22 protein-coding genes are annotated in these 23,104 nt (G+C 68.4%); 14 read left to right on the top strand and 8 right to left on the bottom strand.

Features of this window, described 5'->3' with window-relative positions:
• Positions 1–47: 47 nt before the first annotated feature.
• Positions 48–308 (bottom strand): thioredoxin domain-containing protein, encoded by a 261-nt coding sequence (locus tag AC4PMY_RS12265; RefSeq protein ID WP_064294542.1) that lies wholly within the window; start codon positions 306–308, stop codon positions 48–50.
• A 108-nt stretch (positions 309–416) separates the two neighbouring features.
• On the opposite strand from AC4PMY_RS12265, the gene AC4PMY_RS12260 reads away from it, so the two are divergent.
• A complete protein-coding gene (locus AC4PMY_RS12260) occupies positions 417–1,256 on the top strand; it encodes an NAD-dependent epimerase/dehydratase family protein (protein ID WP_491622855.1) in 840 nt (279 codons plus the stop codon).
• Between the two features lie 75 nt (positions 1,257–1,331).
• On the opposite strand, the gene AC4PMY_RS12255 is transcribed toward AC4PMY_RS12260, so the two are convergent.
• The 4 genes from AC4PMY_RS12255 to AC4PMY_RS12240 all read right to left on the bottom strand — a co-directional run bounded on the left by AC4PMY_RS12255 (position 1,332) and on the right by AC4PMY_RS12240 (position 6,147).
• Positions 1,332–1,823 carry a MarR family winged helix-turn-helix transcriptional regulator gene (locus tag AC4PMY_RS12255; RefSeq protein WP_158596512.1) on the bottom strand — a complete coding sequence of 164 codons (492 nt, stop codon included), beginning with the start codon at positions 1,821–1,823 and terminating at the stop codon, positions 1,332–1,334.
• Between the two features lie 17 nt (positions 1,824–1,840).
• Complete coding sequence (locus tag AC4PMY_RS12250) at positions 1,841–3,649, bottom strand: MDR family MFS transporter (RefSeq protein ID WP_491622854.1); 1,809 nt, start codon at positions 3,647–3,649, stop codon at positions 1,841–1,843.
• Positions 3,650–3,852: 203 nt separating this feature from the next.
• Positions 3,853–4,533 (bottom strand): ABC transporter ATP-binding protein, encoded by a 681-nt coding sequence (locus AC4PMY_RS12245; RefSeq protein ID WP_064294539.1) that lies wholly within the window; start codon positions 4,531–4,533, stop codon positions 3,853–3,855.
• Positions 4,534–4,623: 90 nt separating this feature from the next.
• Complete coding sequence (locus tag AC4PMY_RS12240) at positions 4,624–6,147, bottom strand: ABC transporter permease (RefSeq protein WP_491622853.1); 1,524 nt, start codon at positions 6,145–6,147, stop codon at positions 4,624–4,626.
• Between the two features lie 235 nt (positions 6,148–6,382).
• Between AC4PMY_RS12240 and AC4PMY_RS12235 the strand changes: the two genes are divergently transcribed.
• From AC4PMY_RS12235 to AC4PMY_RS12220, 4 genes are all read left to right on the top strand, one after another.
• Positions 6,383–7,141 (top strand): response regulator transcription factor, encoded by a 759-nt coding sequence (locus AC4PMY_RS12235; protein ID WP_079003251.1) that lies wholly within the window; start codon positions 6,383–6,385, stop codon positions 7,139–7,141.
• The gene (locus tag AC4PMY_RS12230) at positions 7,138–8,733 is read left to right on the top strand and encodes a sensor histidine kinase (RefSeq protein ID WP_491622852.1); all 1,596 of its coding nucleotides are present in this window, start codon (positions 7,138–7,140) and stop codon (positions 8,731–8,733) included. Before AC4PMY_RS12235 ends, AC4PMY_RS12230 begins: the two co-directional genes overlap by 4 nt.
• 27 nt (positions 8,734–8,760) lie before the next feature.
• Positions 8,761–9,372, top strand: a complete 612-nt coding sequence (locus tag AC4PMY_RS12225) for a phosphoribosylanthranilate isomerase (RefSeq protein WP_491622851.1) — start codon at positions 8,761–8,763, stop codon at positions 9,370–9,372.
• Positions 9,373–9,473: 101 nt separating this feature from the next.
• The gene (locus tag AC4PMY_RS12220; protein ID WP_491622850.1) at positions 9,474–9,884 is read left to right on the top strand and encodes a DUF5684 domain-containing protein; all 411 of its coding nucleotides are present in this window, start codon (positions 9,474–9,476) and stop codon (positions 9,882–9,884) included.
• 24 nt (positions 9,885–9,908) lie between these two features.
• Here AC4PMY_RS12220 and AC4PMY_RS12215 read toward each other — a convergent pair whose 3' ends face one another.
• The gene (locus AC4PMY_RS12215; RefSeq protein WP_491622849.1) at positions 9,909–11,066 is read right to left on the bottom strand and encodes an AAA family ATPase; all 1,158 of its coding nucleotides are present in this window, start codon (positions 11,064–11,066) and stop codon (positions 9,909–9,911) included.
• 320 nt (positions 11,067–11,386) lie between these two features.
• Between AC4PMY_RS12215 and rplJ the strand changes: the two genes are divergently transcribed.
• The 5 genes from rplJ (at position 11,387) to AC4PMY_RS12190 (ending at position 14,740) form a co-directional block, all read left to right on the top strand.
• Entirely contained in the window at positions 11,387–11,905 is a 519-nt protein-coding gene (gene rplJ, locus AC4PMY_RS12210; protein ID WP_064294534.1) for a 50S ribosomal protein L10, read from the top strand.
• A 78-nt stretch (positions 11,906–11,983) separates the two neighbouring features.
• Positions 11,984–12,370, top strand: coding sequence for a 50S ribosomal protein L7/L12 (rplL, locus tag AC4PMY_RS12205; RefSeq protein ID WP_064294533.1), 387 nt, complete (start codon positions 11,984–11,986; stop codon positions 12,368–12,370).
• 328 nt (positions 12,371–12,698) lie between these two features.
• A complete protein-coding gene (locus AC4PMY_RS12200) occupies positions 12,699–12,842 on the top strand; it encodes a hypothetical protein (protein ID WP_153303516.1) in 144 nt (47 codons plus the stop codon).
• A gap of 141 nt (positions 12,843–12,983) precedes the next feature.
• The gene (locus AC4PMY_RS12195; RefSeq protein WP_064294532.1) at positions 12,984–13,445 is read left to right on the top strand and encodes a MarR family winged helix-turn-helix transcriptional regulator; all 462 of its coding nucleotides are present in this window, start codon (positions 12,984–12,986) and stop codon (positions 13,443–13,445) included.
• A complete protein-coding gene (locus tag AC4PMY_RS12190) occupies positions 13,442–14,740 on the top strand; it encodes an MFS transporter (RefSeq protein ID WP_491622848.1) in 1,299 nt (432 codons plus the stop codon). The genes AC4PMY_RS12195 and AC4PMY_RS12190 overlap by 4 nt, the downstream gene beginning before the upstream one ends.
• Before the next feature lie 113 nt (positions 14,741–14,853).
• Here AC4PMY_RS12190 and AC4PMY_RS12185 read toward each other — a convergent pair whose 3' ends face one another.
• Complete coding sequence (locus AC4PMY_RS12185) at positions 14,854–15,903, bottom strand: LacI family DNA-binding transcriptional regulator (RefSeq protein ID WP_064294531.1); 1,050 nt, start codon at positions 15,901–15,903, stop codon at positions 14,854–14,856.
• A gap of 298 nt (positions 15,904–16,201) precedes the next feature.
• Here AC4PMY_RS12185 and AC4PMY_RS12180 point away from each other — a divergent pair, with 298 nt between their 5' ends.
• The 3 genes from AC4PMY_RS12180 to AC4PMY_RS12170 all read left to right on the top strand — a co-directional run bounded on the left by AC4PMY_RS12180 (position 16,202) and on the right by AC4PMY_RS12170 (position 19,750).
• A complete protein-coding gene (locus AC4PMY_RS12180; protein WP_064294530.1) occupies positions 16,202–17,515 on the top strand; it encodes an ABC transporter substrate-binding protein in 1,314 nt (437 codons plus the stop codon).
• A 130-nt stretch (positions 17,516–17,645) separates the two neighbouring features.
• On the top strand, positions 17,646–18,779 hold the full coding sequence (locus tag AC4PMY_RS12175) for a carbohydrate ABC transporter permease (RefSeq protein WP_064294529.1): 1,134 nt from the start codon (positions 17,646–17,648) through the stop codon (positions 18,777–18,779).
• A complete protein-coding gene (locus AC4PMY_RS12170; protein ID WP_064294528.1) occupies positions 18,776–19,750 on the top strand; it encodes a carbohydrate ABC transporter permease in 975 nt (324 codons plus the stop codon). Before AC4PMY_RS12175 ends, AC4PMY_RS12170 begins: the two co-directional genes overlap by 4 nt.
• A gap of 343 nt (positions 19,751–20,093) precedes the next feature.
• On the opposite strand, the gene AC4PMY_RS12165 is transcribed toward AC4PMY_RS12170, so the two are convergent.
• Positions 20,094–20,717 (bottom strand): endonuclease domain-containing protein, encoded by a 624-nt coding sequence (locus AC4PMY_RS12165; RefSeq protein ID WP_491622847.1) that lies wholly within the window; start codon positions 20,715–20,717, stop codon positions 20,094–20,096.
• 496 nt (positions 20,718–21,213) lie between these two features.
• On the opposite strand from AC4PMY_RS12165, the gene AC4PMY_RS12160 reads away from it, so the two are divergent.
• Entirely contained in the window at positions 21,214–23,103 is a 1,890-nt protein-coding gene (locus AC4PMY_RS12160) for an ABC transporter ATP-binding protein (protein WP_491623089.1), read from the top strand.
• Position 23,104: the final 1 nt, after the last annotated feature.

Here is a 23,104-nt window from a genome sequence, read left to right as displayed (position 1 = left end):
CCCCGGTCCCTGAGCCGCTTCTCCTGTCCCTGAGCCTGTCGGAAGGGCTACAACGCCTTCGCCGCCGCCACGAGCACCTGGTTGAGCGTGGGTGCCCCGGTCGCGCGGAACACCTCGGTGCCGTCGTCGGCCGTGATGATGACCGTCGGGGTGGAACGGATGCCGTCGGCCTCCGCCTCCGCCGAACGGAAGGCGACGTCGCGCTCCTCGACGACGGCTCCGGCCACGAGTGCCGGGACCTCGGCCAGGACGGCGCGAGCCTGCATGCAGGGGGCGCAGAACGCGGAGGTGTACAGGGTGAGCTTCACATCTCCTCCAACGCGACCCGGCGGTCCGCCATTCCGCCGCGACCGCCGGTTCCTGGGTGAGTTGTCAATCGCCCGCCCATTCCTCGTCGGATGGACCAGGATGGCGTCATGAGAATCGCAGTGACGGGAGGCTCGGGCAAGCTCGGGCTAACAGTGGTCGGCCATCTTCGGGAACACGGTCACCTGGTGATCAACCTCGACCAGGCGGGAGAGCGCGGTGACGGCTTCGTCCGCATCGACCTGCGTGACGCGGGCCAGGTGTTCGACGCCCTCACCGGTGTCGACGAGCAGGCGCCGGACGGGTTCGACGCGGTCGTCCACCTGAGCGCCATCCCTGCGCCGGGGCTTTCGACGAACACCGCGACCTTCCAGAACAACATCCTCAGCACCTACAACGTGTTCAACGCCGCCATCAAGGCCGGCATCACGAACATCGTCACGGCGTCGAGCGAGACCGTGCTCGGGCTGCCGTTCGACACCCCGCCCCCGTACATCCCCGTCGACGAGGCCTACGCCGCACGACCCGAGTCGACGTACTCGCTGTCGAAGCACCTCGAGGAGCAGCTGGCGATCGAGCTCACGCGGTGGCACCCCGAGCTCAAGATCATCGCCCTCCGGTTCTCCAACGTGATGAACGAGGCCGACTACGCGGCGTTCCCCTCGTTCGACGCCGACGCCACCCTCCGCAAGTGGAACCTCTGGGGCTACATCGACGGCCGCGACGGCGCGCAGGCCGTGCGACTCGCGCTCGAGCACCAGGCCACGGGATTCGACCGGTTCATCATCGCGGCTGCCGACACGGTCATGTCGCGCGACAACGTCGAGCTCGTCGCAGAGGTCTTCCCGGACGTCCCCGTCACCGGCGACATCGCCGGCAACGGCACCCTGCTCTCGATCGACCACGCCCGCGAGGTCCTCGGGTACGACCCGAAGCACAGCTGGCGCTGACCCGTTCTCAGGAGTTCCTCGGCGCGTCGCTCGCTCGCGAGCCCGGCGCTCCGGCGGACTCCTGAGAAAGGGACTTCAGAGGGCGCCGTTGAGCTTCGCGAGGAGTTCGGCGAGTCGCCGCACCTCGGCCTCGTCCCAGGACGAGAGCTGCTGGTAGAGCATCGCCTGGTCGTTGGCCCGTGTCGACTCCATCCGGCGCTCGCCCTCGGCGGTCGCGACGACGAGGCTCGCACGGCCGTCCTCGGGGTCCGGCGTCCTCGTGACGAGGCCGAGCGTCTCCAGTTGGTGGATGAGGCGACTCACCGCGCTCTTGTCGGTCGCGAGCATCTCGGCCAGGGCACCGGCGCGGATCGCTCCGGAGCGCGAGACCATGCTGAGCAACTTGTAGCCGGCCGGCTGGAGTCCGGGGGAGATCCGCTCGGCCCGGTCGCGGATACCGTTGCGGATGCGGTTGACGAGGAGCGCGAACTGCTCCTCCACGGCACCGATCGCGAGGTCGTGCGCGGTGCCGGCCGCTGCGTCGTCGGCAGCGGCCGGCCCGGCCTGGGCGTCGTGATCGATGGACATCGTTCGCATTGTACGGACTAGCGGCCGTGGCGGGGGCTGTGTGCCTCGGTCTCCGTGCCGCCGTCGGTGTCGGCGGTCTCGTCCCGTCCTCGCTCGAGTCGGGTGTCCGCCTCGCCACCGATCATGGCCTCGGCCACGTCGAGCGCACCGGTCGCGAACGACTGGGTCGACGTGGACGCGGTAACCGTCGTGACGGACCCGGTGGCCGCGCCGACGAGGGCGGGCTCCCCGGAACGCTGCTCGGCCATGCGCTGCACGGCGTTCTTCGACCCGAGCTTCTTGTTCGGGAGGAAGATCACGGCGATGATCGTCAGGATCGCGAGTGGTGCGGCGACGAGGAAGATGTCGGCCACCGCGTCACCGTAGACGGATTCGATGATGGTCCGCACCGACTCGGGCAGCGTGCTCACCTTCGGGATCGTGCCGCTCGAGAGCGTCTCGGCGATCTTGGCGCCGGGTGCGCCGAGGGCGACGATGGCCGCCTGCAGGTCGGCCTGGCGGTCGGCCAGCATGTCGGTGACCTTCGTCGCGAGCACGGAGCCCATGACCGAGACGCCGATCGTGCCGCCGAGGCTGCGGAAGAACGCGACACCCGCGCTCGCCGTACCCAGCTGCTGCGGCAGGACGTCGTTCTGGACCACGAGCACGAGGTTCTGCATCACCATGCCGACGCCGGCGCCGAGGATGAACATGTACACGGAGACGAGCACGTAGTTCGTGTCGTAGTGGATCGTGCTCATGAGGAACAGGCCGACGGTGAGGAGGATCGAGCCGACGATGAGGTACGGCTTCCAGTGGCCGAAGCGCGAGATGAACTGCCCGACCACGATGGAGGCGATCAGGAGGCCGCCGATCATCGGGAGCGTCAGCAGGCCCGACTCCGTCGGCGTCGCTCCACGCGCCAGCTGCATGTACTGGCTGAGGAACACCGAGGTGCCGAACATCGCCACACCCACCGAGATGCTCGCGACGACCGCGAGGGTGAAGGTGCGGTTCTTGAACAGCGACATCGGGATGATCGGCTCGTCGACCTTGATCTCGACGATGACCGCCGCGGCGAGCAGGAGGACGGAGATGCCCACCATGACGAGCGTCGTGAAGCTCGCCCACTCGAACTGCGTCCCGGCCAGGGTGACCCAGATGAGCAGCAGCGAGACGCCGCCGGCGATGAGGGCGGCGCCCAGGTAGTCGATCTTGACCTTGCCGACGTTCCGCTTCGGGAGGTGGAGCGTGCGCTGCAGGAGGAAGATCGCGGCGATCGCGAAGGGGACGCCGACGAAGAAGTTCCAGCGCCAGCCGAGCGAGTCGGTGAGGAGGCCGCCGAAGAGCGGGCCGCCGACCGTGCCGACCGCCATGACCGCACCGAAGAGGCCCATGTACCGGCCACGCTCACGCGGGCTGATGATGTCGGCCATGATGATCTGGCTGAGCGCCGTGAGACCACCGGCGCCGAGGCCCTGCAGGACGCGGAAGCCGATGAGCGTGCCGGTGTCCTGCGAGAAGCCCGCGAGCGCCGAGCCGAGGACGAAGATCCCGAGCGCCAGCTGGATGAGCAGCTTGCGGTTGAAGAGGTCGGCGAACTTGCCCCAGATGGGCGTCGAGACGGTGGTGGCGAGGAGGGTGGCCGTGACGACCCAGGTGAAGGCCGTCTGGTCGCCGTTCAGGTCGGAGATGATCCGGGGGAGGGAGGTCGAGACGACGGTGCCGGCGAGGATCGACACGAACATGCCGAGGAGGAGGCCGGAGAGGGCCTCGAGCACCTGGCGATGCGTCATGCCGTTGTCCGCGCGAGCGGGCGTGGCGGGTGTTGAGGTGGTGTGTGACATGGGCTCCGCGATCGTGATGACGTCAGCTAGTTGATATGCGTCAACTATATGAGAAGTAGTTGATCGGTGTCAACCAATCACGGTGGCGGCGTATTCCCGTGGCCCTTCGACAGGCTCAGGGACCGGGGTAGGCGGCTTAGGGACCGGGGTGGGCGGGTCGGGGAGCGGATGGGAGCCGCTCCCCGAGCCTGCCGAGGGGCCGGTCAGCGCCGAGTCGTGACGTCCTTGAGCTTCCCGTTCGCGATGTGCAGACGACGCTCGGCGCGCTTGGCGACCGCGGTGTCGTGCGTCACCACCACGACCGTGAGCCCGCGGTCCCGCCACAGGCCCTCGAGGAGGTCCATGATCTCGTCGCGGGTCTCCTCGTCGAGGTTGCCGGTCGGTTCGTCAGCGAGCAGCACCTCAGGCTCCTTGACGAGCGCACGGGCGATCGCGACCCGCTGCTGCTGCCCGCCGGACAGCTCGGCGGGGAGGTGCGAACCCCGCTCGGCGAGTCCGACGGACGCGAGCGCCGCACGCGCCCTGGTCTCGCGTTCGGCCCGCGGGGTGCCGATCGGGACCAGGGCCATCTCGACGTTCTCCTGTGCCGTGAGCGTCGGGATGAGGTTGAACCCCTGGAACACGAAGCCGATCTCCGTGGCGCGGATCCTGCCGAGCTTCGTCTCACTGAGCGTCGAGAGGTCGTCGCCGGCGAGGGAGATGCTGCCGGCGGTCGGTCGGTCCAGCGCGCCGAGCATCTGAAGCAGCGTCGACTTACCGCCGCCGGTCGGGCCCTGGATGGCGACGAGCTGTCCATCGGGGATCTCGAGGTCGACGCCGTCGAGCGCTGTGACGGAGCGCTTCGCCTGGCGGTACTGCTTAGTGAGGCCGGTGATCGTGTACATGGGGTCCTTCGTTCTGCTGGTCGGAGTGAGAAGTCGGACCGCCGGGTGGTCGCGGGGGAGACGGCCACCCGGCGGCGTCTGGTGCGTCGCCTAGGCGACGGAGCGGAGTGCCTCGGCCGGGCGCAGTCGTGAGGCGCGCCACCCGCCGATCGCACCGGCGAGCAGCCCGCCGAGGATGGCGATCCCGACGGCGATGACGATGATCCACGCGGTCACGGGAGCCTGGAGCACGATGTCGGTGGTGGTCGCGGCCGCAGCGCCCGGGGCACCGCCGAACCCACCGGCCGCTCCCGCCGCCGCATCCGACGGCATGCCCGCGGCACCGCCGGGGCCGCCGAGTCCGCCGCCGGCGGAGGTCGTCGCCGCTGCACTGAGGGTCGGAGCGACGAGGTTCACCACGAGGATGCCGATGAGGCCGACAGCGACACCGACGGCGCCGCCGATGAGCGACTGCACGACGGACTCACCCGCGACCTGGCCGACGATGCGCCGGTCACTCCAGCCGATCGCCTTGAGCGTGCCGAACTCGCGGGTCCGTCGCGTGACGCCGGAGATCGTGAAGAGGATCGCGATGAGGAACGCGGCGGCGAGCACGATGAGCGACAGCCAGGTGCCGAGGTTCGACACCAGCGTCGACGCCGAGGCGAGCGAGCCGGACACGGTGGACGCGAGGTCCTCCTGGGTGCTCACGGTCGCGTCGGGCAGTGCCGCCTCGATGTCCGTCTGCACCTGCGTGATGTCGGTCGACGAGGCGGCCTGCACGTACACGTCGCTGACCTGGCCGTCGAGCCCTGCGAGGGACTGCGCGACGTCGAGGGGGATGTAGACGTTCGATGCGGTGGTCGCGTCGGCCCCGGAGGCGGTCACCGTGCCGACCACGCTGAACGTGGTGCCCGCGATGTCGATCGTGTCGCCGGTGGCGATCCCCGCCTCGGTGGCGTAGGAGGCGTCGAGGACGGCGACGTCCGTGCCCGCGTCGTCGGCTGCGAGCGAGCGACCGTCGCTGAGGGTGACGGCCGAGAGCGGACCGACGGCGTCGCCCGAGGGGTCGAGACCGAGGACCGTGAATGAGTCGACGCCGAAGGAACTCCCGCCTGCGCCGTCCGGACCACCCTGCGGCGGGGTCGCGCCGCTCGCATCACCGCCGGGGACGCCTGCCGCCCCGTCGGACCCCTGTGCCTGCGAGAAGTCGGGCAGCTCGCCCGTGAAGGTCGTGTTCGTGAGCGACAGGGTGGCTGCGGCGGCCTCGACGTTGGCGACGTCGGTGACCGTGCCGAGGGCCGTCGCGTCGAAGGTCGACGTGCCACGCGCTGCTTCCAACCGCGACTGGTTGACGGTCGTCGTCCCGTCACTCGTCGACCCGTCGCCCGAGCCGAAGTCGAAGTTCTGGCCGGGGCCGCCGCCGGCCGTCGGCGCCTCGGCCGCCTGACTCACCGTGATGTCCGTTCCGACCCCGTAGACGGATTCCAGCACCGACGCCTGCGCCGTCTTCACGCCGGCGGCGACCGAGTTGACGATGATCACGAGGGCGATGGCGAGCGCCATCCCGATGGCGATGATGATGGTCTGTTTGCGGCGACCGACGAGTTCCCGCCGGAGATAGGTTCCGAACATGTCTGCGTTTCCTTCTGCTCTGGTGCACGTGCCGGCGTCCCCGTTGCGCGACGCCGACGATCCGCACGTCGCGGATGACTTGGACCGGACGCTACGGAGGCTCGCTTGGCCTGCGCCTCGGTGACGCTATGAATCGGCCCAGGCCGCTGCGGGCGCTCCGCCGGCTCGGGGAGGGCACAGCATCCGTCTGGCCGGTTCATAGACAGCTCATAGGGCGGAGGCCAATACTGAACGCGTGAACATCCCGACCCAGGCGCCCGGTGCCGCGCGAAGCGCACTCAAACGGGCCGACGGCACCGCCGTCCGTGTGCTCGTCGTCGACGACGAGGCGACGCTCACGGACCTCCTGCAGATGGCCTTGCGCTACGAGGGCTGGGAGATCCGGACCGCCGCCGACGGCCGTGAGGCCCTCACGATCGCCCGCGACTTCCGACCGGACGCCATCGTGCTCGACATCATGCTGCCCGACCTGGACGGACTGCAGGTGCTGAACCGCCTGCGGACCTCGGGGAGCGACGTCCCCGTGCTGTTCCTCACCGCCAAGGACTCGCTCGATGATCGCATCGCCGGCCTCACCGCCGGCGGCGATGACTACGTGACGAAGCCCTTCAGTCTCGAAGAGGTCGTCGCGCGGCTGCGCGGGCTCATCCGCCGGTCGACCCTGCTGGCCGCCGACGAGTCCGGCCCGGACATCGTGGTCGGCGACCTCGTGCTCAACGAGGACAGCCACGAGGTGACGCGCGACGGCGAACCCATCGAGCTCACCGCGACCGAGTTCGAGCTGCTGCGGTTCCTCATGCGGAACCCGCGCCGGGTGCTGAGCAAGGCCCAGATCCTCGACCGGGTGTGGAGCTACGACTTCGGCGGTCGTGCGAGCGTCGTCGAGATCTACATCTCCTATCTCCGGAAGAAGATCGACGCCGGGCGCGAGCCCATGATCCACACCGTGCGCGGTGCCGGCTACATGTTGAAGATCCCGACGGTCGGTTCGTGACCACGAGACCTCCCGTCACCGACCCGACAGCGACGACCGTCGACTCCACCCGCCCCAAGCGCGCTCCGTGGACGCTCCGTCGACGCCTCATGGTGGTCGTCGTCGGCCTCCTCGCCCTCGGCAGCGCCATCGTCGGCGTCGCGAGCGCGGTCGCGGTGAGCGGCCTCCTCACCGAGGGCGTCGACAACCAGCTCACGAAGGCCGCCGAGCGGATCGTCGACTACGGCCGCAACGGCCAGCTCCCCGCACCGGACTCCCTGCCGGACTCCGGCATCCCCGACGGCTACGGCGGTGGTTCGGGCACGCGTGAGCCGCCCGCCTTCATCGGCGCTCCGGGCCTCGGGCCCGGCGCACTCGGGGCGATCGTCGTCGACGGCACCATCGTCAACGCCGGATACCTCAGCGCCGACGGCAGCACGGTCCCGTGCACCGAGAGCCAGGACGCCATGATCCTCACGGTGTCGGCCGGTGACCGACCGTCGACCATCAACCTCGGGGAGCACCTCGGCGACTACCGCGTCGTCGCCGTCACCGACGCGAGCGGCGCGACGAGGATCATCGGGCTTCCGCTCGCCGAGGTCGCGTCGACGGTCATGCAGCTCGTCACCCTCATCGCGATCATGAGCGTCGTGGTCCTGTTGCTCGCCGGACTGGCGGCGTTCGCGATCGTGCGGTACTCGCTCCGCCCGCTCGACCGGGTCGTCGCGACGGCCGCGGTCGTCGCCGAACTGCCCCTCGACCGCGGTGAGGTGGCGCTCGCCGTCCGGGTACCGGAGTCGGACACCGACCCGCGGACCGAGGTCGGACGCGTCGGATCGGCGATCAACCGCATGCTCGGGCACGTCTCGTCCGCACTGAACGCCCGGCAGGCGAGCGAGAACAAGGTGCGCCGGTTCGTCTCGGACGCGAGCCACGAGCTCCGGACCCCGCTGGCTTCCATCGCCGGATACTCGGAACTCGCCGCGCGGAAGTCGGACGCGCTGCCGGAGGACGTCACCCACTCCCTCGGCCGGATCCGCTCCGAGGCCGGTCGCATGACCACGATCGTCGAGGACCTGCTGTTGCTGGCGCGGTTGGATGAGGGACGCGAACTCGCGAAGCGCCCCGTCGACCTCACCGAACTCGTCATCCACACCGTCGGCGACGCCCATGTCGCCGGGCCGGACCACGTGTTCGAACTGGATTTCCCCGAGGAGCCCGTCCTCGTCACGGGAGACGCGTCCCGGCTGCAACAGGTGATCGTGAACCTGCTGGCGAACGCGCGGACCCACACGCCCGCCGGGACGACCGTGCGGGCGGGGCTGGCGGTCGAGAGCGGTCCTGCGGGCGAGATCGCCGTGCTGACCGTGTCGGACGACGGTCCCGGCATCGACCCTGCGCTGCAACCCAACCTCTTCGAGCGCTTCGTGCGCGGTGACGACTCCCGCTCACGGGCCACGGGGAGCACCGGCCTCGGGCTCGCGATCGTGCACGCCGTCGTGACCGCGCACCACGGCACCGTCCGATGCGAGAGCGCACCAGGACGGACGGTGTTCCGCGTCGAGCTACCGGCCGTCGCCACCCCGGACGTCCTCGTCCCGTCGGCGGAGTGATCCGTGCGGCCGGGTAGCGTGGTCCCCATGTGGGTGAAGGTGTGCGGTCTGTCCGAGGCGTCCGACGTCGCTGCGGCGGTGGACGCCGGAGTCGACGCGATCGGCTTCGTGTTCGCGCCGGGGTCGCCCCGGACCGTCGAGCCCGAACGGGTCGCCTCGCTGCTCGCCGACGTCCCCGAGTCGGTGCTGACGGTCGGCGTCTTCCGGCGCCAGTCGGTCGAGGAGGTCTCACGGATTGCCGGTGCTGCGGGGGTGCAGGCCGTCCAGCTCCACGGCGACGAACCACCCGAGGCGTTCCACGAGCTGCAGGCCATGGGGTGGCGGACGCTCCGGGCCACCTCGGCGGTGCGCTACGCCTCCGAGAACGCCGCCGAGCGCGCCGCCTACGCCGAAGAGCTGCTGCTGCTCGATGCCCCGGACCCGGGAGCCGGGAGGACCTTCGACACGATCGCCCTGGTGGCGAACCCACCCACCCGCACCTGGATCCTCGCCGGAGGGCTCACGCCGGAGAACGTCCAGGGCCTCGTCGCCGAGCTCCGCCCCTGGGGGGTCGACGTGTCCAGCGGGGTCGAGTCCTCGCGCGGGGTGAAATCGCCGGAGCTCATCCGGTCGTTCGTGCACGCCGCCCGGGCGGTCTGAGCGTCAGCGGGACACCCGCTGGTCCGCGGTGTGACCCGCACGCTACATTCGTCGGATGAGGCGGTCGGTCGACCGCGACGACGACAAGGAGCGCCACCACCGTGTTCGACACCATCCTGCTCGCCGCGGACGACAACGGTCGTGCCGCCATCGAGTTCATGAACGCCCCCGCCAACGTCTTCGGCGGCATCATCGGCTACGCCCTGTTCGTCGCCTCCGTGTGGGGCATGTTCGAGAAGTCGGGCCGCTCCGGCTGGACCGCGATCATCCCGATCTACAACTGGTACGTCGTCGTCAAACTCGCCGGCTTCACGGGCGCGGCGACCATCCTCTACTTCATCCCGCTCGTGAACATCGTGTTCGGCTGGATCGTCGGTTGGCACATCGGCAAGCAGTTCGACAAGAGCACGGTGTTCCGGATCTTCGGACTCGTCCTGTTCCAGCTGATCGGGTTCTTCATCCTCAGCTACGGCTCGGACCGCTACCTGGGCAAGCAGGCCGACCGCGCCTAGCCCGCGGTCACCGGGGCCGGACGCTCACCGCGACGGCCAGGCCCACGGCGGCGTCGACAGCAGACCTTGATCCTCGACGGTCGTCTCACCGAGTCGTTTCACCAGCCGGTGCTCGTGCACCTCGCCGGCCTCGAGCATGGCCTCGATGAGTGGGCGGGCGTGGGAGACGACCACGAGCTGCGTGTCGGCGCTCGCCGCGGTGATGAGCCGAGCCAGCTGGGGGAGGAGGTCGCCGTGCAGGCTCGTCTCCGGCTCGTTCAGCACCATGAGCTCGGGCGGGCGAGGGGTCAGGAGAGCCGCGACGAGCAACAGGTAGCGGAGCGTGCCGTCGGACAGCTCGCCGGCCGAGAGCGGACGGAGCATGCCGGGCTGTTCGAGCTCCAGCCGGAACACCCCGTCGTCGGCGCGCACGCGCAGCACGCTGCCGGGGAACGCGTCGTCGACGGCGGCGTCGAGGCGGTCCCGGGCGCCGGACTCGATGATCGTCTGCACCGCGGCGGCGAGGTCGGCACCGTCGTGTCCGAGCACGGGCGTCCGCGTGCCGACCTGCGGCGCACGGGCCGGGGCCTCGCGGTCGGTCCGGAACTGGTCGTAGAACCGCCAGCCGCGCACCTGGCCGCGCACGCGCAGGATCTCGGGCGTCGCGTCGGCGTCCGAGAACTCGGTGAGGATGCTCTCCGAGGTGCCGAGCGTTCGACCGATCGGACGCCACGACCCGTCGCGGACGCGGACCGCCGGACCGTGCCGATCGACGAGCAGGCTGCTCGGTTTGGCCAGTGCGCCGGCGAAGATCTGCTCCCGCTTGATCTCGGGGTCGCGGCCGAACAGGGTCGTGGACGGCTGCGGGATCCCGAGGTCGATGAGATACCCCAGCGTGTCGGTCGCGAACCCGAGTCGCAGGCTGATCGGCCCCGAGCGGCGTGTGCCCTGGACCGGGACGGAGCCGTCGACCATGGCCTGACTCAGGTGTTCGGGGCCGGCCCAGAGCGTCGAGGAGAGCCCGCCGTCGCGGGCGAGTGATCCGACGACATCGCCGTCGCCCGCACTCGCCAGGAGTCGGAGTGCCCGGTAGAGGTTGGACTTGCCGGTGCCGTTCGCGCCGGTCACGACGTCGAGGCCGTGCAGCGGCAGCACGGTGTCTCGGATGGACCGGTAGCCGGAGATGGCGAGCGTCTGGATCATGTCTCCATGGTGACGGTCGCCTCGGACATCCGCACGGGCGGTCGTGAGCGCTCGGACCACGCCTGTCGGAACGGGGTCGGGGGTGTGTTATGGTTGTGGAAACCAAAGACCGCCGGTCACTGTCGCGTGCAAACGAGACAGTCGAAGGTTCTCATGACGAGACGTCCAGCGCAGGTGTATGAAGATCTGATCGAGGCTCGCCTCTCCCCAGCTCCGTGCGCTTGCGCCGGAGCTTTTTTCATGCCCGAATCCTTCACCGGTCCGGCGGTTGGTGTGTGCGGCCTCCGCTGCATGCATTCAAGATTCGAAAAGGAGTGGCCATGGCGAACAAGGAAGCCTCGGTTGCCGAACTCACGGAGAAGTTCCAGAGCTCGACCGCCGTTCTGCTGACCGAGTACCGCGGCCTCACTGTTGCTCAGCTCAAGACCCTGCGCAAGAGCATCAGTGCGGACGCAACCTACGCCGTGGTGAAGAACACGCTGACCAAGATCGCGGCGAACAACGCCGGCATCTCGTCGTTCGACGACGAGCTCGCCGGTCCGTCCGCGATCGCATTCGTGCACGGTGACCCGGTCACCGTCGCGAAGGCTCTTCGTGACTTCGCCAAGGCAAACCCTCTCCTCGTGGTCAAGGGCGGTTACTTCGACGGTAACCCGCTGACCGCTGACGAGGTGCGCAAGCTCGCCGACCTCGAGTCCCGTGAAGTGCTGCTGGCGAAGCTCGCCGGCGCCGTCAAGGCCTCGCTGTTCGGAGCTGCCTACCTCTTCAACGCACCGCTCTCGAAGGCCGTTCGCACGGTCGAGGCGCTGCGCGAGAAGCAGGAGTCCGCGGCCGAGTAATTCGGTTCCGCGAACCATCAACCCCGTACCTGTGCGCCGCGTGATGCGGTTGCAGGGCATGAAACAAGGAGAACAATCATGGCAAAGCTGTCAAACGAAGAACTGATCAACGCGTTCAAGGAGCTCACGCTCATCGAGCTCAGCGAGTTCGTCAAGCTGTTCGAGGAGACCTTCGAGGTCACCGCTGCTGCTCCCGTCGCCGTTGCCGGCCCGGCTGCTGCCGGCGGCGCTGCTGCTGAAGAGGTCGAGGAGAAGTCCGACTTCGACGTCATCCTCGAGGCTGCTGGCGACAAGAAGATCCAGGTCATCAAGACGGTCCGCGAGCTCACCTCGCTCGGCCTCGGCGAGGCCAAGGCTCTCGTCGACGGCGCTCCGGCTGCCGTCCTCGAAGGCGCCAACAAGGAAGCCGCTGACAAGGCGAAGGAAGCCCTCGAGGCTGCCGGCGCCACCGTCACGCTCAAGTAGTCGGTCCCCTGCGGGGGACAACCACTGGGCTGGCGACCGACTCCGGTCGGTCGCCGCTGACGATCGCGGATCTTCCTGAGACGAGTGCTGTGTGCACTCGGCAGAGACATCCGTGATCGGAGGGCATCGCCCCCGATTCGTTCGGGAGCGGTGCCCTCCGTCGGTTAACCGGGGGGCCTGCGATTCGTCGCGCCCCTCCATGCACGCGGATGCTCTGCACCCCGTCGACGACGTTCGTCGACGGTTCACGCAGGCATCCGCGTCGTCGTTCCGCTCCCGGTGAGTGGGGGCTGTCGGTGCGGTGCCCGAATCGGGAGAACCCACCACCATGAACACCCATGCACGCTGGCGTGCAACCATCACCTGGATCCGAGCCCAGCTCGCATCCGCTTTCACCGAGTCGGAACGGGCGAGCGACGCCCACCCGCCCGATCCACGGGTCAGCCAGTCCTTCACCACCTGGATGCGCTGACCCGGTTCACAATTCAGGACCGCCTGGGCGAGTCCCGCCCTGCGGGAGGCTCCCGGTGCCGACGCGCCGGGAGCCTCCTGAATTGTGATCATCGGACTGCAGGTGTAAGTGCATAGCCAGGCTATGTATACTGGTCACATCATGACCGAGAACCGTACGCATTCACCCCTGCACACCATCCTCGGCGACCTCATCACGGCATCGCACCGGCTCACCCGCCTTGCCGCCCAGGCCACCGGATCCTCCGAATCGCCCGCCGTCTGGCGCACGCTCTCCGTGCTCACCACGGTCGGCCCCGTCCGGGTCGGCGAACTGGCCCGCCAGAGTCGGGTGTCCCAACCCACGATGACCAAGCTCGTGCAGAGCCTCGACGAGCGCGACTGGATCAAGCGGATCGCCGACGTCGACGACCACCGCGCGTGGCTCATCGCCATCGCCCCAAAGGGGACGGCCGCCCTCCTCGCCTGGCGCGACGAGCTCACCGACGCCCTGGAGCCGGCCTTCACCGACCTCGAGGACGACGACCTCGCCGCGATCGCCAGGACCGTCGAGATCATCCAGGCCCGCGTGGCCGTCGAGGTCGCCTCGGAGCTGACGGCATGAGCGCCGACACCAGCGCACACACGTCCTCCACGCCCACCCCCACAGCGTCGAGCCACGGCCACGCCGCAGGCCACAGTGCCGGCCTCGGCGGCATCCTGCACCAGCCGAAGGCCGTCTGGGCGGTCGCCTTCGCGAGCGTCATCGCCTTCATGGGCATCGGCCTCGTCGACCCGATCCTGCCCGCGATCGCCGAAGACCTCCAGGCGACGCCGACCCAGGCCGAGATGCTCTTCACGAGCTACCTGCTCGTCACCGGCGTGGCGATGCTGTTCACGAGCTGGCTGTCGAGCCGGATCGGTGCCAAGCGCACGCTCCTCATCGGACTCGCGCTCGTCGTCCTGTTCGCGCTCCTCGCGGGCCTCTCCGACTCCGTCGGTGCCGTCATCGGCTTCCGGGCCGGCTGGGGCCTCGGCAACGCGCTCTTCATCTCGACGGCACTCGCCACCATCGTCGGAGCCGCAGCGGGCGGACGCGCCAACGCGATCATCCTGTACGAGGCCGCCCTCGGGCTCGGCATCGCGATCGGTCCGCTGCTCGGGGGGCTCCTCGGTGGCATCGGCTGGAAGTGGCCGTTCTTCGGCACCGCGACGCTCATGGCCGTCGGGTTCATCGCGATCGTCACCCTGCTGAAGACCGAAGGCCCCAAGCCCGCGCCGCTCAAGCTGTCCGCGCCGTTCAAGGCGCTGGCGATCCCGTCGCTGGGCATCCTCGCGGCAGCCGCACTGTTCTACAACATCGGCTTCTTCACGCTCCTCGCGTACTCGCCGTTCCCTCTCGGCCTCGATGCGATGGGTCTCGGGTTCACCTTCTTCGGGTGGGGTGTCGCGCTGGCGATCACGAGCGTGTTCGTCGCACCGCTGCTCACGGCCCGGATGCGTCGCACCTCCGTGATCAAGCTCGTCCTGCCGTTGCTGGCAATCGACCTCGTCGCGGCCGGACTCCTCGTGCAGTCCACCGTCGGCCTCATCGTCTGCATTGTCGTCGGTGGGCTGCTGCTCGGCGTCATGAACACGGTGCTGACCGAGGCGGTCATGGAGGCGACGGACCTGCCGAGCAACGTCGCATCCTCGGCCTACTCGTCGGTCCGGTTCCTCGGTGGGGCCATCGCGCCACCGGCCGCCGCGGAGATCGCGAAGCTCATCTCGCCCGCCGCGCCCTACTATGTGGCCGCCGGCTCGCTCATCGTCGCGGTCCTCATCGTGGTCCTCGGACGCAAGCACCTCGCCCGGGTCGACGGCCCGGTGGAGAGTGAGCTCGACGAGGCCATCGCGATCACCGCAGCCGACGCGAGCTGATCCGACCGGTCACCGCGCCCCACCGACGCGAGCGCGACCCTCCGGGGGCCCGCGCTCACGTCGGTGGGGCGCGCTCGTGCCAGCGCACCGCGCTGGGACCGCAGCCGGGTCGTCTAGTCCGCGGGCTCGGGGCGCGTCGTGGTCTGTCGGATCACCAGGCGGGTCGGCCAGCGCACCTCGGAGACCGTTGTGCCCGGGTCCCCGGAGTCCGGAGCCTGCGCGCGCTGCTCGTCCTCCAGGTCCTGGAGGAGGATCTCGACGGCATGCCGTCCCTGCGCGCGGGGCTCCTGCTCGAAGGTGGTGAGCGCGAACATCTCCGCATAGGAGTGCCCGTCGATCCCGATGACCGACAGCTCCGCCGGAACGGTTATCCCGAGGCGACGTGCCGCGATGATGATGCCGATCGCCACCTCGTCCGTCGAGGCGAACACCGCCGTCGGCCGGATCCTCGCGTCCCGCAGCAACTGCGCCGCGGCCTCGTACCCGCCCGGTAACGAATGGACGGCGGGCAGGACGTGCACGGCTGAGGTGAGTCCGGCATCCTCCATCGCCGCGAGGTAGCCCGCCAGGCGCCTCCCGTGCACGGTGTCCGTCTGCAGTTCCGCGTCGTGCCCGGTGATGTGGGCGATGCGCGTGTGCCCGAGGGTGATGAGATGTTCCGTCGCCTCACGGCCGAGTGCCTGGTCGTCGATGTTGATGGAGTGACCGCCACGGATGTTGCCGCCGATCGACACCAGTGGACGGGGATTGGCGAGCAGGCGTGCGATCTCGTCCTGCGAGGCCTCGATCCCGATCGAGATCATGCCGTCGAAGCGCTTGTTCGTCAGGTAGGCGTCGAAGATGCGATCGCGCTCCGGGGAGTCGGGCGGCAGATGGTGGAGCGTCAGGTCGTAGCCCCGCGCACGGAGGGCGCCCTCGGCGCCTTCCAGGACCTCCCCGAAGTACCAGCGGTTGAGGAACGAGGTGAGGACGCCGATGGCCAGCGTGCGTCCGGTGGACAGACTCGCGGCGATGGGCGAGGCGACGTACCCGATCGTGGCCGCGGCCTGCACGACCCGTTCCCGGGTCTCGGCCGACACGTATCCGCGCCCGGTGAGCGCTCGCGAGGCCGTCGCTTTCGAGACGCCGGCGAGGGCCGCGACATCGCTGATGGCACCACTCATGCCGACTCCCTCCGTTGGGTAGCACCACCATAGCGAATCTGGAACAGACCTGGAACTGCCGACTGGAACTGATCCATAACAACTGGAGCACGAATGGTCCGCCCGGCCTCGTGATTTCGGTGGGAGCGCTCTCACTGTCTATTTCGTTATGTTCTCGTGCTTGCATCCTGTCGCCGGGTGAAGTACTTTGGCGCATGGAAACGGTTCCGCATCCGGACCGATTCCGCACCAGTGCATCATCGGAACGGCTCGACCCTGGAGACGTTCGAACCTGCAGCACTCAATGAGGAGGACACAGATGAGTTTCATTCGGACCCGCCGGACGGCCCTGCCGCTGGCCGTCCTGGCCGTCGCGGGCGTCGCGCTCACCGCTTGTTCAGGCGGATCGGGCAGCAGCGGCGGTGGCGACGACGACAAGACCGTCACCATCTACGGGACGATCGCCGACACCGAGGCGAAGCTGCTCGAGGAGAGCTGGGCCGACTTCGAGAAGGAGAGCGGCATCACGATCAAGTACGAGTCCTCCAAGGAGTTCGAGTCGCAGATCGGCATCCGCGCCCAGGGTGGTAACCCGCCCGACCTGGCGATCTTCCCGCAGCCCGGCCTCCTGGCCGACCTCGCCAAGCGCGACTACCTGAAGCCCGCGCCCGACAGCGTCAAGGCGAACATCGAGAAGTACTGGTCGAAGGACTGGGCCGCCTACGGCACCGTCAACGACACCGTCTACGGCGCTCCGCTCATGGCGAGCGTCAAGGGCCTCGTCTGGTACCAGCCGGCCAAGTTCAAGGAGTGGGGCGTCGAGGTCCCGAAGACCTGGGACGAGCTGCTCACGCTGACCAAGACCATCCAGGAGAAGACGGGTTCCGCACCGTGGTGCGCCGGCTTCGGCTCCGGCGACGCCTCGGGCTGGCCCGGCACCGACTGGATCGAAGACCTCGTCCTGCGCCAGCAGGGCCCGGACGTCTACGACGACTGGGTGGCCAACAAGGTCAAGTTCACCGACCCGAAGATCAAGGAAGCGTTCGACTCGGTCGGCGAGATCCTCAAGAACCCGGAGTACGTGAACGCGAGCTTCGGCGACGTGTCCTCGATCAACTCGACCGAGTTCGGTGACGTCGCTCCGGCGCTCGCCTCCGGCGCCTGCGCCCTCCACCACCAGGCATCGTTCTTCTCCGGCTTCCTCGAGGACGCCGGCGCGACCGTCGCCCCCGACGGTGACGTGTGGGCCTTCGTGACCCCCGGCATCAAGGAGGGCGAGACCGCTGTCACCGGTGGTGGCGAGATCGTCGGCGCGTTCAGCGACGACGAGAGCACCGTCAAGGTCCAGGAGTACCTCTCGAGCCCTGAGTGGGCGAACAAGCGGGTCAAGCTCGGCGGCGTCATCTCCGCCAACAACGGCCTCGACCCGGCGAACGCCTCGACCCCGATCCTCAGCCAGGCGATCGAGATCCTGCAGGACGAGAAGACCACGTTCCGCTTCGACGCCTCCGACCTGATGCCCGGTGCCGTCGGCGCCGGAACCTTCTGGAAGGGCCTCGTGAACTGGATCAACGGCGACGAGACCGACCAGGTCCTCAAGGACATCGAAGCCGGCTGGCCCTCCAGCGAGTAATCGATATCCGGAACTGCTGCTCGTGAGCGGGAGCGCCGGAGGGTGATCACCACCCTCCGGCGCTTCCGCCTCGGCAGTGGAACCCCCTAGGGTTCACTCAGGGTCCAACGCCGTACTCGAAAGGCCAGCTATGTCAGGTTTCCTCAACTGGTTGGGCGGACTGCCTCCGCTCGCCCAGATCCCGATCGTCGTCATCGCCTTCGGCGCGGTGGTGGCCCTCCTCCTCTTCTTCGTGGACATCGCGCCACGCAAGGGCACCCTGTACACGGTCATCCGTCTGGCGTTCTGCGTCCTGGTGCCCGTCGTCGTCGTCCTCTTCTTCGGCTCGTTCCTCTGGGCCGCGGCCGTCGCCGCCGTCCTCGGCGGCGTGCTCTTCCTCCTCGACTACCGCTCGAAGAAGGGCGTCGGGTACCTCGTCCAGCTCGTCGGCTTCCTCGCACCGGCGTTCCTGCTGCTGCTGATCGGCCTGATCCTGCCGTCGATCAACACGACGATCGCCGCGTTCATGTCGGCGTCCGGCAAGAACTTCGTCGGCCTGAACAACTTCATCTGGCTGTTCACGCAGCCGAGCGCGATCCGCACCGTGATCAACACGATCATCTGGGTGCTGCTCGTCCCGGCGCTGTCGACGGCCTTCGGACTCGCCTACGCCGTGTTCATCGACAAGTCCCGCGGTGAGAAGTACTTCAAGATCCTCGTCTTCATGCCGATGGCGATCTCCTTCGTCGGTGCGTCGATCATCTGGCGGTTCATCTACGCCTACCGCGAGGCCGACGCGACCCAGATCGGTCTGCTCAACCAGATCGTCGTGTGGTTCGGCGGCACTCCGGTGCAGTGGCTGCAGAACGAGCCGTGGAACACGCTGTTCCTCATCGTCGTGCTCATCTGGGTGCAGACCGGATTCGCGATGGTCGTCCTGTCCGCCGCGATCAAGGGGGTCCCCACCGAGCAGATCGAGGCCGCCGAGCTCGACGGCACCAACGCCTGGCAGCGCTTCATCAATGTCATCGTCCCCGGCATCCGCTCCTCGCTCGTCGTGGTCGTCACGACGATCTCGATCGCCTCGCTGAAGGTCTTCGACATCGTCCGTACGATGACCGCCGGCAACAACGGCACCTCGGTCATCGCGAACGAGATGTACACCCAGTTCAAGAACTTCGAGAACGGCCGGAGTGCGGCGTTCGCCGTGGTCCTGTTCGTCCTCGTGCTGCCGATCGTCATCTACAACGCACGGCAGATCAAGAAGCAGAGGGAGATCCGATGAGTGCTGTGCAGCCGATCGAACTACCGATCGACGAATCCACCAAGGAACAGCTCGCCCAAGGGGAACGCGGCATCGAGGCCGCGAGCCGACGGACGAAGAAGCGGCTCACCAGCCGCGGGGCGACCATCGCGGCCGTCATCATCGCGGTGCTGTGGACGGTCCCGACCTTCGGTCTGTTCGTCTCCTCGTTCCGACCTGAGCAGCAGGTGAAGACCACCGGTTGGTGGACGATCTTCTCCGACTTCCAGGTCACCATCGACAACTACGTGCAGGTGCTGCAGGCCGGCAACTCGACGCTCAACCTCGCGGGCTCGTGGGTCAACTCGATCGCCATCGCGGTCCCGGCGACCCTGATCCCGCTGGTGGTGGCGAGCCTCGCGGCGTACGCGTTCGCGTGGATCGACTTCCGCGGCAAGAACTTCCTGTTCATCCTCGTGTTCGCGCTGCAGGTGGTGCCGATCCAGATGGCGCTCGTGCCACTGCTGTCGACCTTCTCCCGCGGCCTGAACATCTTCGGCCTGCAGGTCGGCGAGGGACTGGACGCGAGCGGCACCTTCGCCCAGGTGTGGATCGCGCACACCATGTTCGCGCTGCCGCTGGCGATCTTCCTGCTGCACAACTTCGTCGCGGAGATCCCCGCCGAGGTCATCGAAGCGGCACGCGTGGACGGTGCCGGTCACGGTCAGATCTTCTTCCGGATCGTGCTGCCGCTGACCATGCCCGCCATCGCGTCGTTCGCGATCTTCCAGTTCCTGTGGGTGTGGAACGACCTTCTGGTCGCGCTCATCTTCGCGGACGGCGAGGTCGCACCGATCACGAAGCTGCTGGCGGAGATCACCGGTACGCGTGGCAACGAGTGGCACCTGCTCACGGCCGGCGCGTTCATCTCGATCCTCGTCCCGCTCGTGGTGTTCTTCGCCCTGCAGCGCTACTTCGTCCGCGGGCTCCTGGCCGGTTCGACGAAGGGCTGACCCGACACGCGGTTCGATCCTCCGATCGACAGCGTCGTCGGTGCGCGAACGCCCCGGGAGCTCATGCTCCCGGGGCGTCCGTGCGTCTGCGGGTCGTCTGGTCTGGTTCACAGTTCAGGTGAGCCTCGGCGTGTCGGACCTGCCGCCGGGAGACTCAGTCAGGCTCGCCGAATCCGTCCTGAATTGTGAACAAGGAGACCGATGTGGGAGTTCGACGGCAGTGTTCACAATTCAGGAGAGCCTCGGCGTGCCCCGCCCGACTGACCGGGTTCTCGGCGCGACACTCCGTGGACATCCTGAGTTGTGGACCGAGAGCAACGGCACATCGAACGACCAGTCGAGGTCACGATTCGGCGAGAGCCGAACGAATGGCTCCTTCGACGGCGTACCAGTCGTCCATGACCATCCGGTAGGTGAATCGGAGGACGCGGTACCCGCGGATCGCCAGCATCGCGTCCCGCCAGCGGTCGTGCTCGTGAGCATCTGGCGTGTCGTGGAACTCACGTCCGTCCCACTCGATCACGATCCGTCCCGCCAGGACGAGGTCGACCCGCCCTACCCCATCGATGAGTACCTGATGGACTCCGCGGATGCCCGCACGCTCGAGGCGGATCCGGCCGATGGTCTCGAGGAAGCTGTGGCAGCCGCTCTCTCGCCGGGGGAGGGCGTCGAAGAACCGGCGGGGGAGTTCCCGCAGCCAGTCCTCGAGATGCACTGCGCCGCGTGGATCGACGTTGATGAAGGAGTCGAATGCGGCGACGGCGAGGTCGGGATGCTGGCAGGCTGCGATCTGCAGGGTGGTCTCGTATGGCGAGGTCAGGAGCTTCGGTCGGTCATCTCTGGAGAGGGGCGAGTGCCAGTGCAGAACGAGACCTTGCAGGTCGCGGAACTCCTCGCCACGGGGGTAGGTCGTCCGGTCATCGGGATGGCGGAGTCGTGAGGCGTTCTCGGCGAGGCTCACATGCACCTCACCCCTCCGAGCAACGGCCCAGCCGTAACGCTCCGCGGCTGAAACGCAGCCCAGTCGCCCGCCCACCCGGACGGCCCGGATCAAGGCGGGATCTGCGGCGGGTGCCGCGTACCAGCCACGGCGTGGTCGGACGAGGAGTCCTGTCGCCACCGCGAATGTCAGTTGTCGCCCCGTGAAACCGTGGTCGATCAGTTCACGCCGAGTCGCCACCTGTCCCAGGTGCTCTACGGCGGTCGCGAGTCCGATCATCGCTCCAGCGTCCTCGTGCCGCATCGGTCGCGACGACGCCCGCCAGCGCCGATGTGCACTGGTGACCGGTTCGACCGGTTGTGGAGCATGCTCGTGGCGGTTCACAACTCAGGATCGGGGGCGGCGTGTCGGCCAGCAGGCACACGAACGGAGGCGAAACGCCGAGCCGCTCCTGAGTTGTGAACCGCGGGACGGGGACAGGGGCGGGGAGGACGGCGGGCGGGGATAGGGTGGCGGGATGAGCATGCACGGCGGACGGGGCGGGCCACGCGGCGGTGCACCCGGGGGCGGCGGGCCCCGCGCGGGCAGCCGCGTCAGCGGTGGCGACACGGCGGCGCAGAAGGCGCTCAACGCCGAGGCGCCGAGGATCCCGAACCTCGGCAAGCGCATCGTCGCGCTGTTCGTGCCGTTCCGCGCCAAGATCATCCTCACGATGGTGCTCGTCGTCATCGGTGCCGCCCTCGCGGTGCTCCCACCGCTGCTCGTCAAGCAGGCGTTCGACGTCGGCCTGTTCCCGACCGACGGTGGCAGCCCGAACCTCGTCGCCCTCGCGGAGATCGTCGGCGCGATGGTGGCGCTGTTCATCATCGCGGCGCTGCTCGGCGTCTGGCAGACCTACCTCACGGCGACCGTCGGCAACAGCGTCATGGGCGCCCTGCGCATCAAGCTGTTCTCGCAATTGCAGGCGATGGAGCTGAGCTTCTTCACCCGCACCAAGACGGGCATCATCCAGTCGCGCCTCCAGAACGACGTCGGTGGCGTCGCGAACGTCCTCACCAACACCGTCTCGAGCGTGCTCGGCAACACCGTGACGGTCATCTCCGCGCTCGTCGCCATGCTCATCCTCAACTGGCAGCTGACGATCGTCGCCCTCATCCTCATGCCGATCCTCGTGATCGCGCAGCGCCGCGTCGGTCAGGTCCGGGCGCGGATCGCGACGAAGACGCAGGAGTCGTTGTCGGAGATGACCGCGATCACGCAGGAGGCCCTGAGCGTCTCCGGCGTGCTCCTCGCGAAGAGCTTCAACCGCCAGGACACCGAGGTCGAGCGCTACAGCGCCGAGAACCGCACCCAGATCCGCCTCCAGGTCAGCCAGGCGATGAGCGGACAGTGGTTCTTCGCGATGGTGAACATCTTCCTGTCGTCGATCCCCGCGATCGTCTACCTCGTGGCCGGCTGGCTCATCACCGGTGGGGCCGCGGACGTCACCGCCGGCTCGATCGTCGCCTTCACCACCATCCAGGCCCGCCTGCTGTTCCCGCTCATGGGCGTCATGCGGGTCGCCCTCGACCTGCAGACCTCCGGAGCCCTCTTCGCGCGGATCTTCGAGTACCTCGACCTCAAGCCCGCGATCGCCGACCGTCCCGGGGCCGCACCGCTCCCGAGCGTCGCACCGCAGATCCGCTTCGACGACGTCACCTTCCGGTACGCCGACGCCCAGGACGACTCGACCCCCACCCTCGACGGGGTCTCCTTCACGATCGAACCCGGACAGTTCGCCGCGTTCGTCGGACCTTCAGGAGCGGGCAAGACGACCATCTCCTACCTCATCCCGCGCTTCCAGGAGGTGTCGGGCGGCCGGGTCATGGTGGCGGGCGCCGACGTCCGCGACGTCACCCAGGAGTCCCTCGTCTCCCGCATCGGCATCGTCAGCCAGGAGACCTACCTCTTCCACGCGACGATCGCCGAGAACCTCCGCTACGCGAAGCCCGACGCGACCCTCGACGAGCTCGAGGCCGCCTGCCGCGCCGCGAACATCCACGAGACGATCGCTCGGTTCGAGGACGGCTACGACACGCTCGTCGGGGAACGCGGCTACCGCTTGTCCGGCGGTGAGAAGCAGCGCATCGCCATCGCGCGCGTGCTGCTGAAGGACCCGGAGGTGCTCATCCTCGACGAGGCGACGAGCGCCCTCGACACGATCTCCGAACGGGTCGTCCAGGTCGCCCTTGACGACGCGACCCGCGGACGCACGACGGTGTCCATCGCGCACCGCCTGTCGACCGTCGTGCACGCCGACGTCATCTTCGTGCTCGATCGCGGGCGCATCGTGGAGCGTGGCACCCACCAGGAGCTGCTCGCCGCCGGCGGCGTGTACGCGACGCTCTACGCGCAGCAGGCCGTCACCGCCTGAG

The organism is Plantibacter sp. MDV22-iso1, from assembly GCF_058408345.1.
Note: the sequence above shows the minus strand (reverse complement) of the source record. Positions and strands in the feature narration are given on the sequence as shown.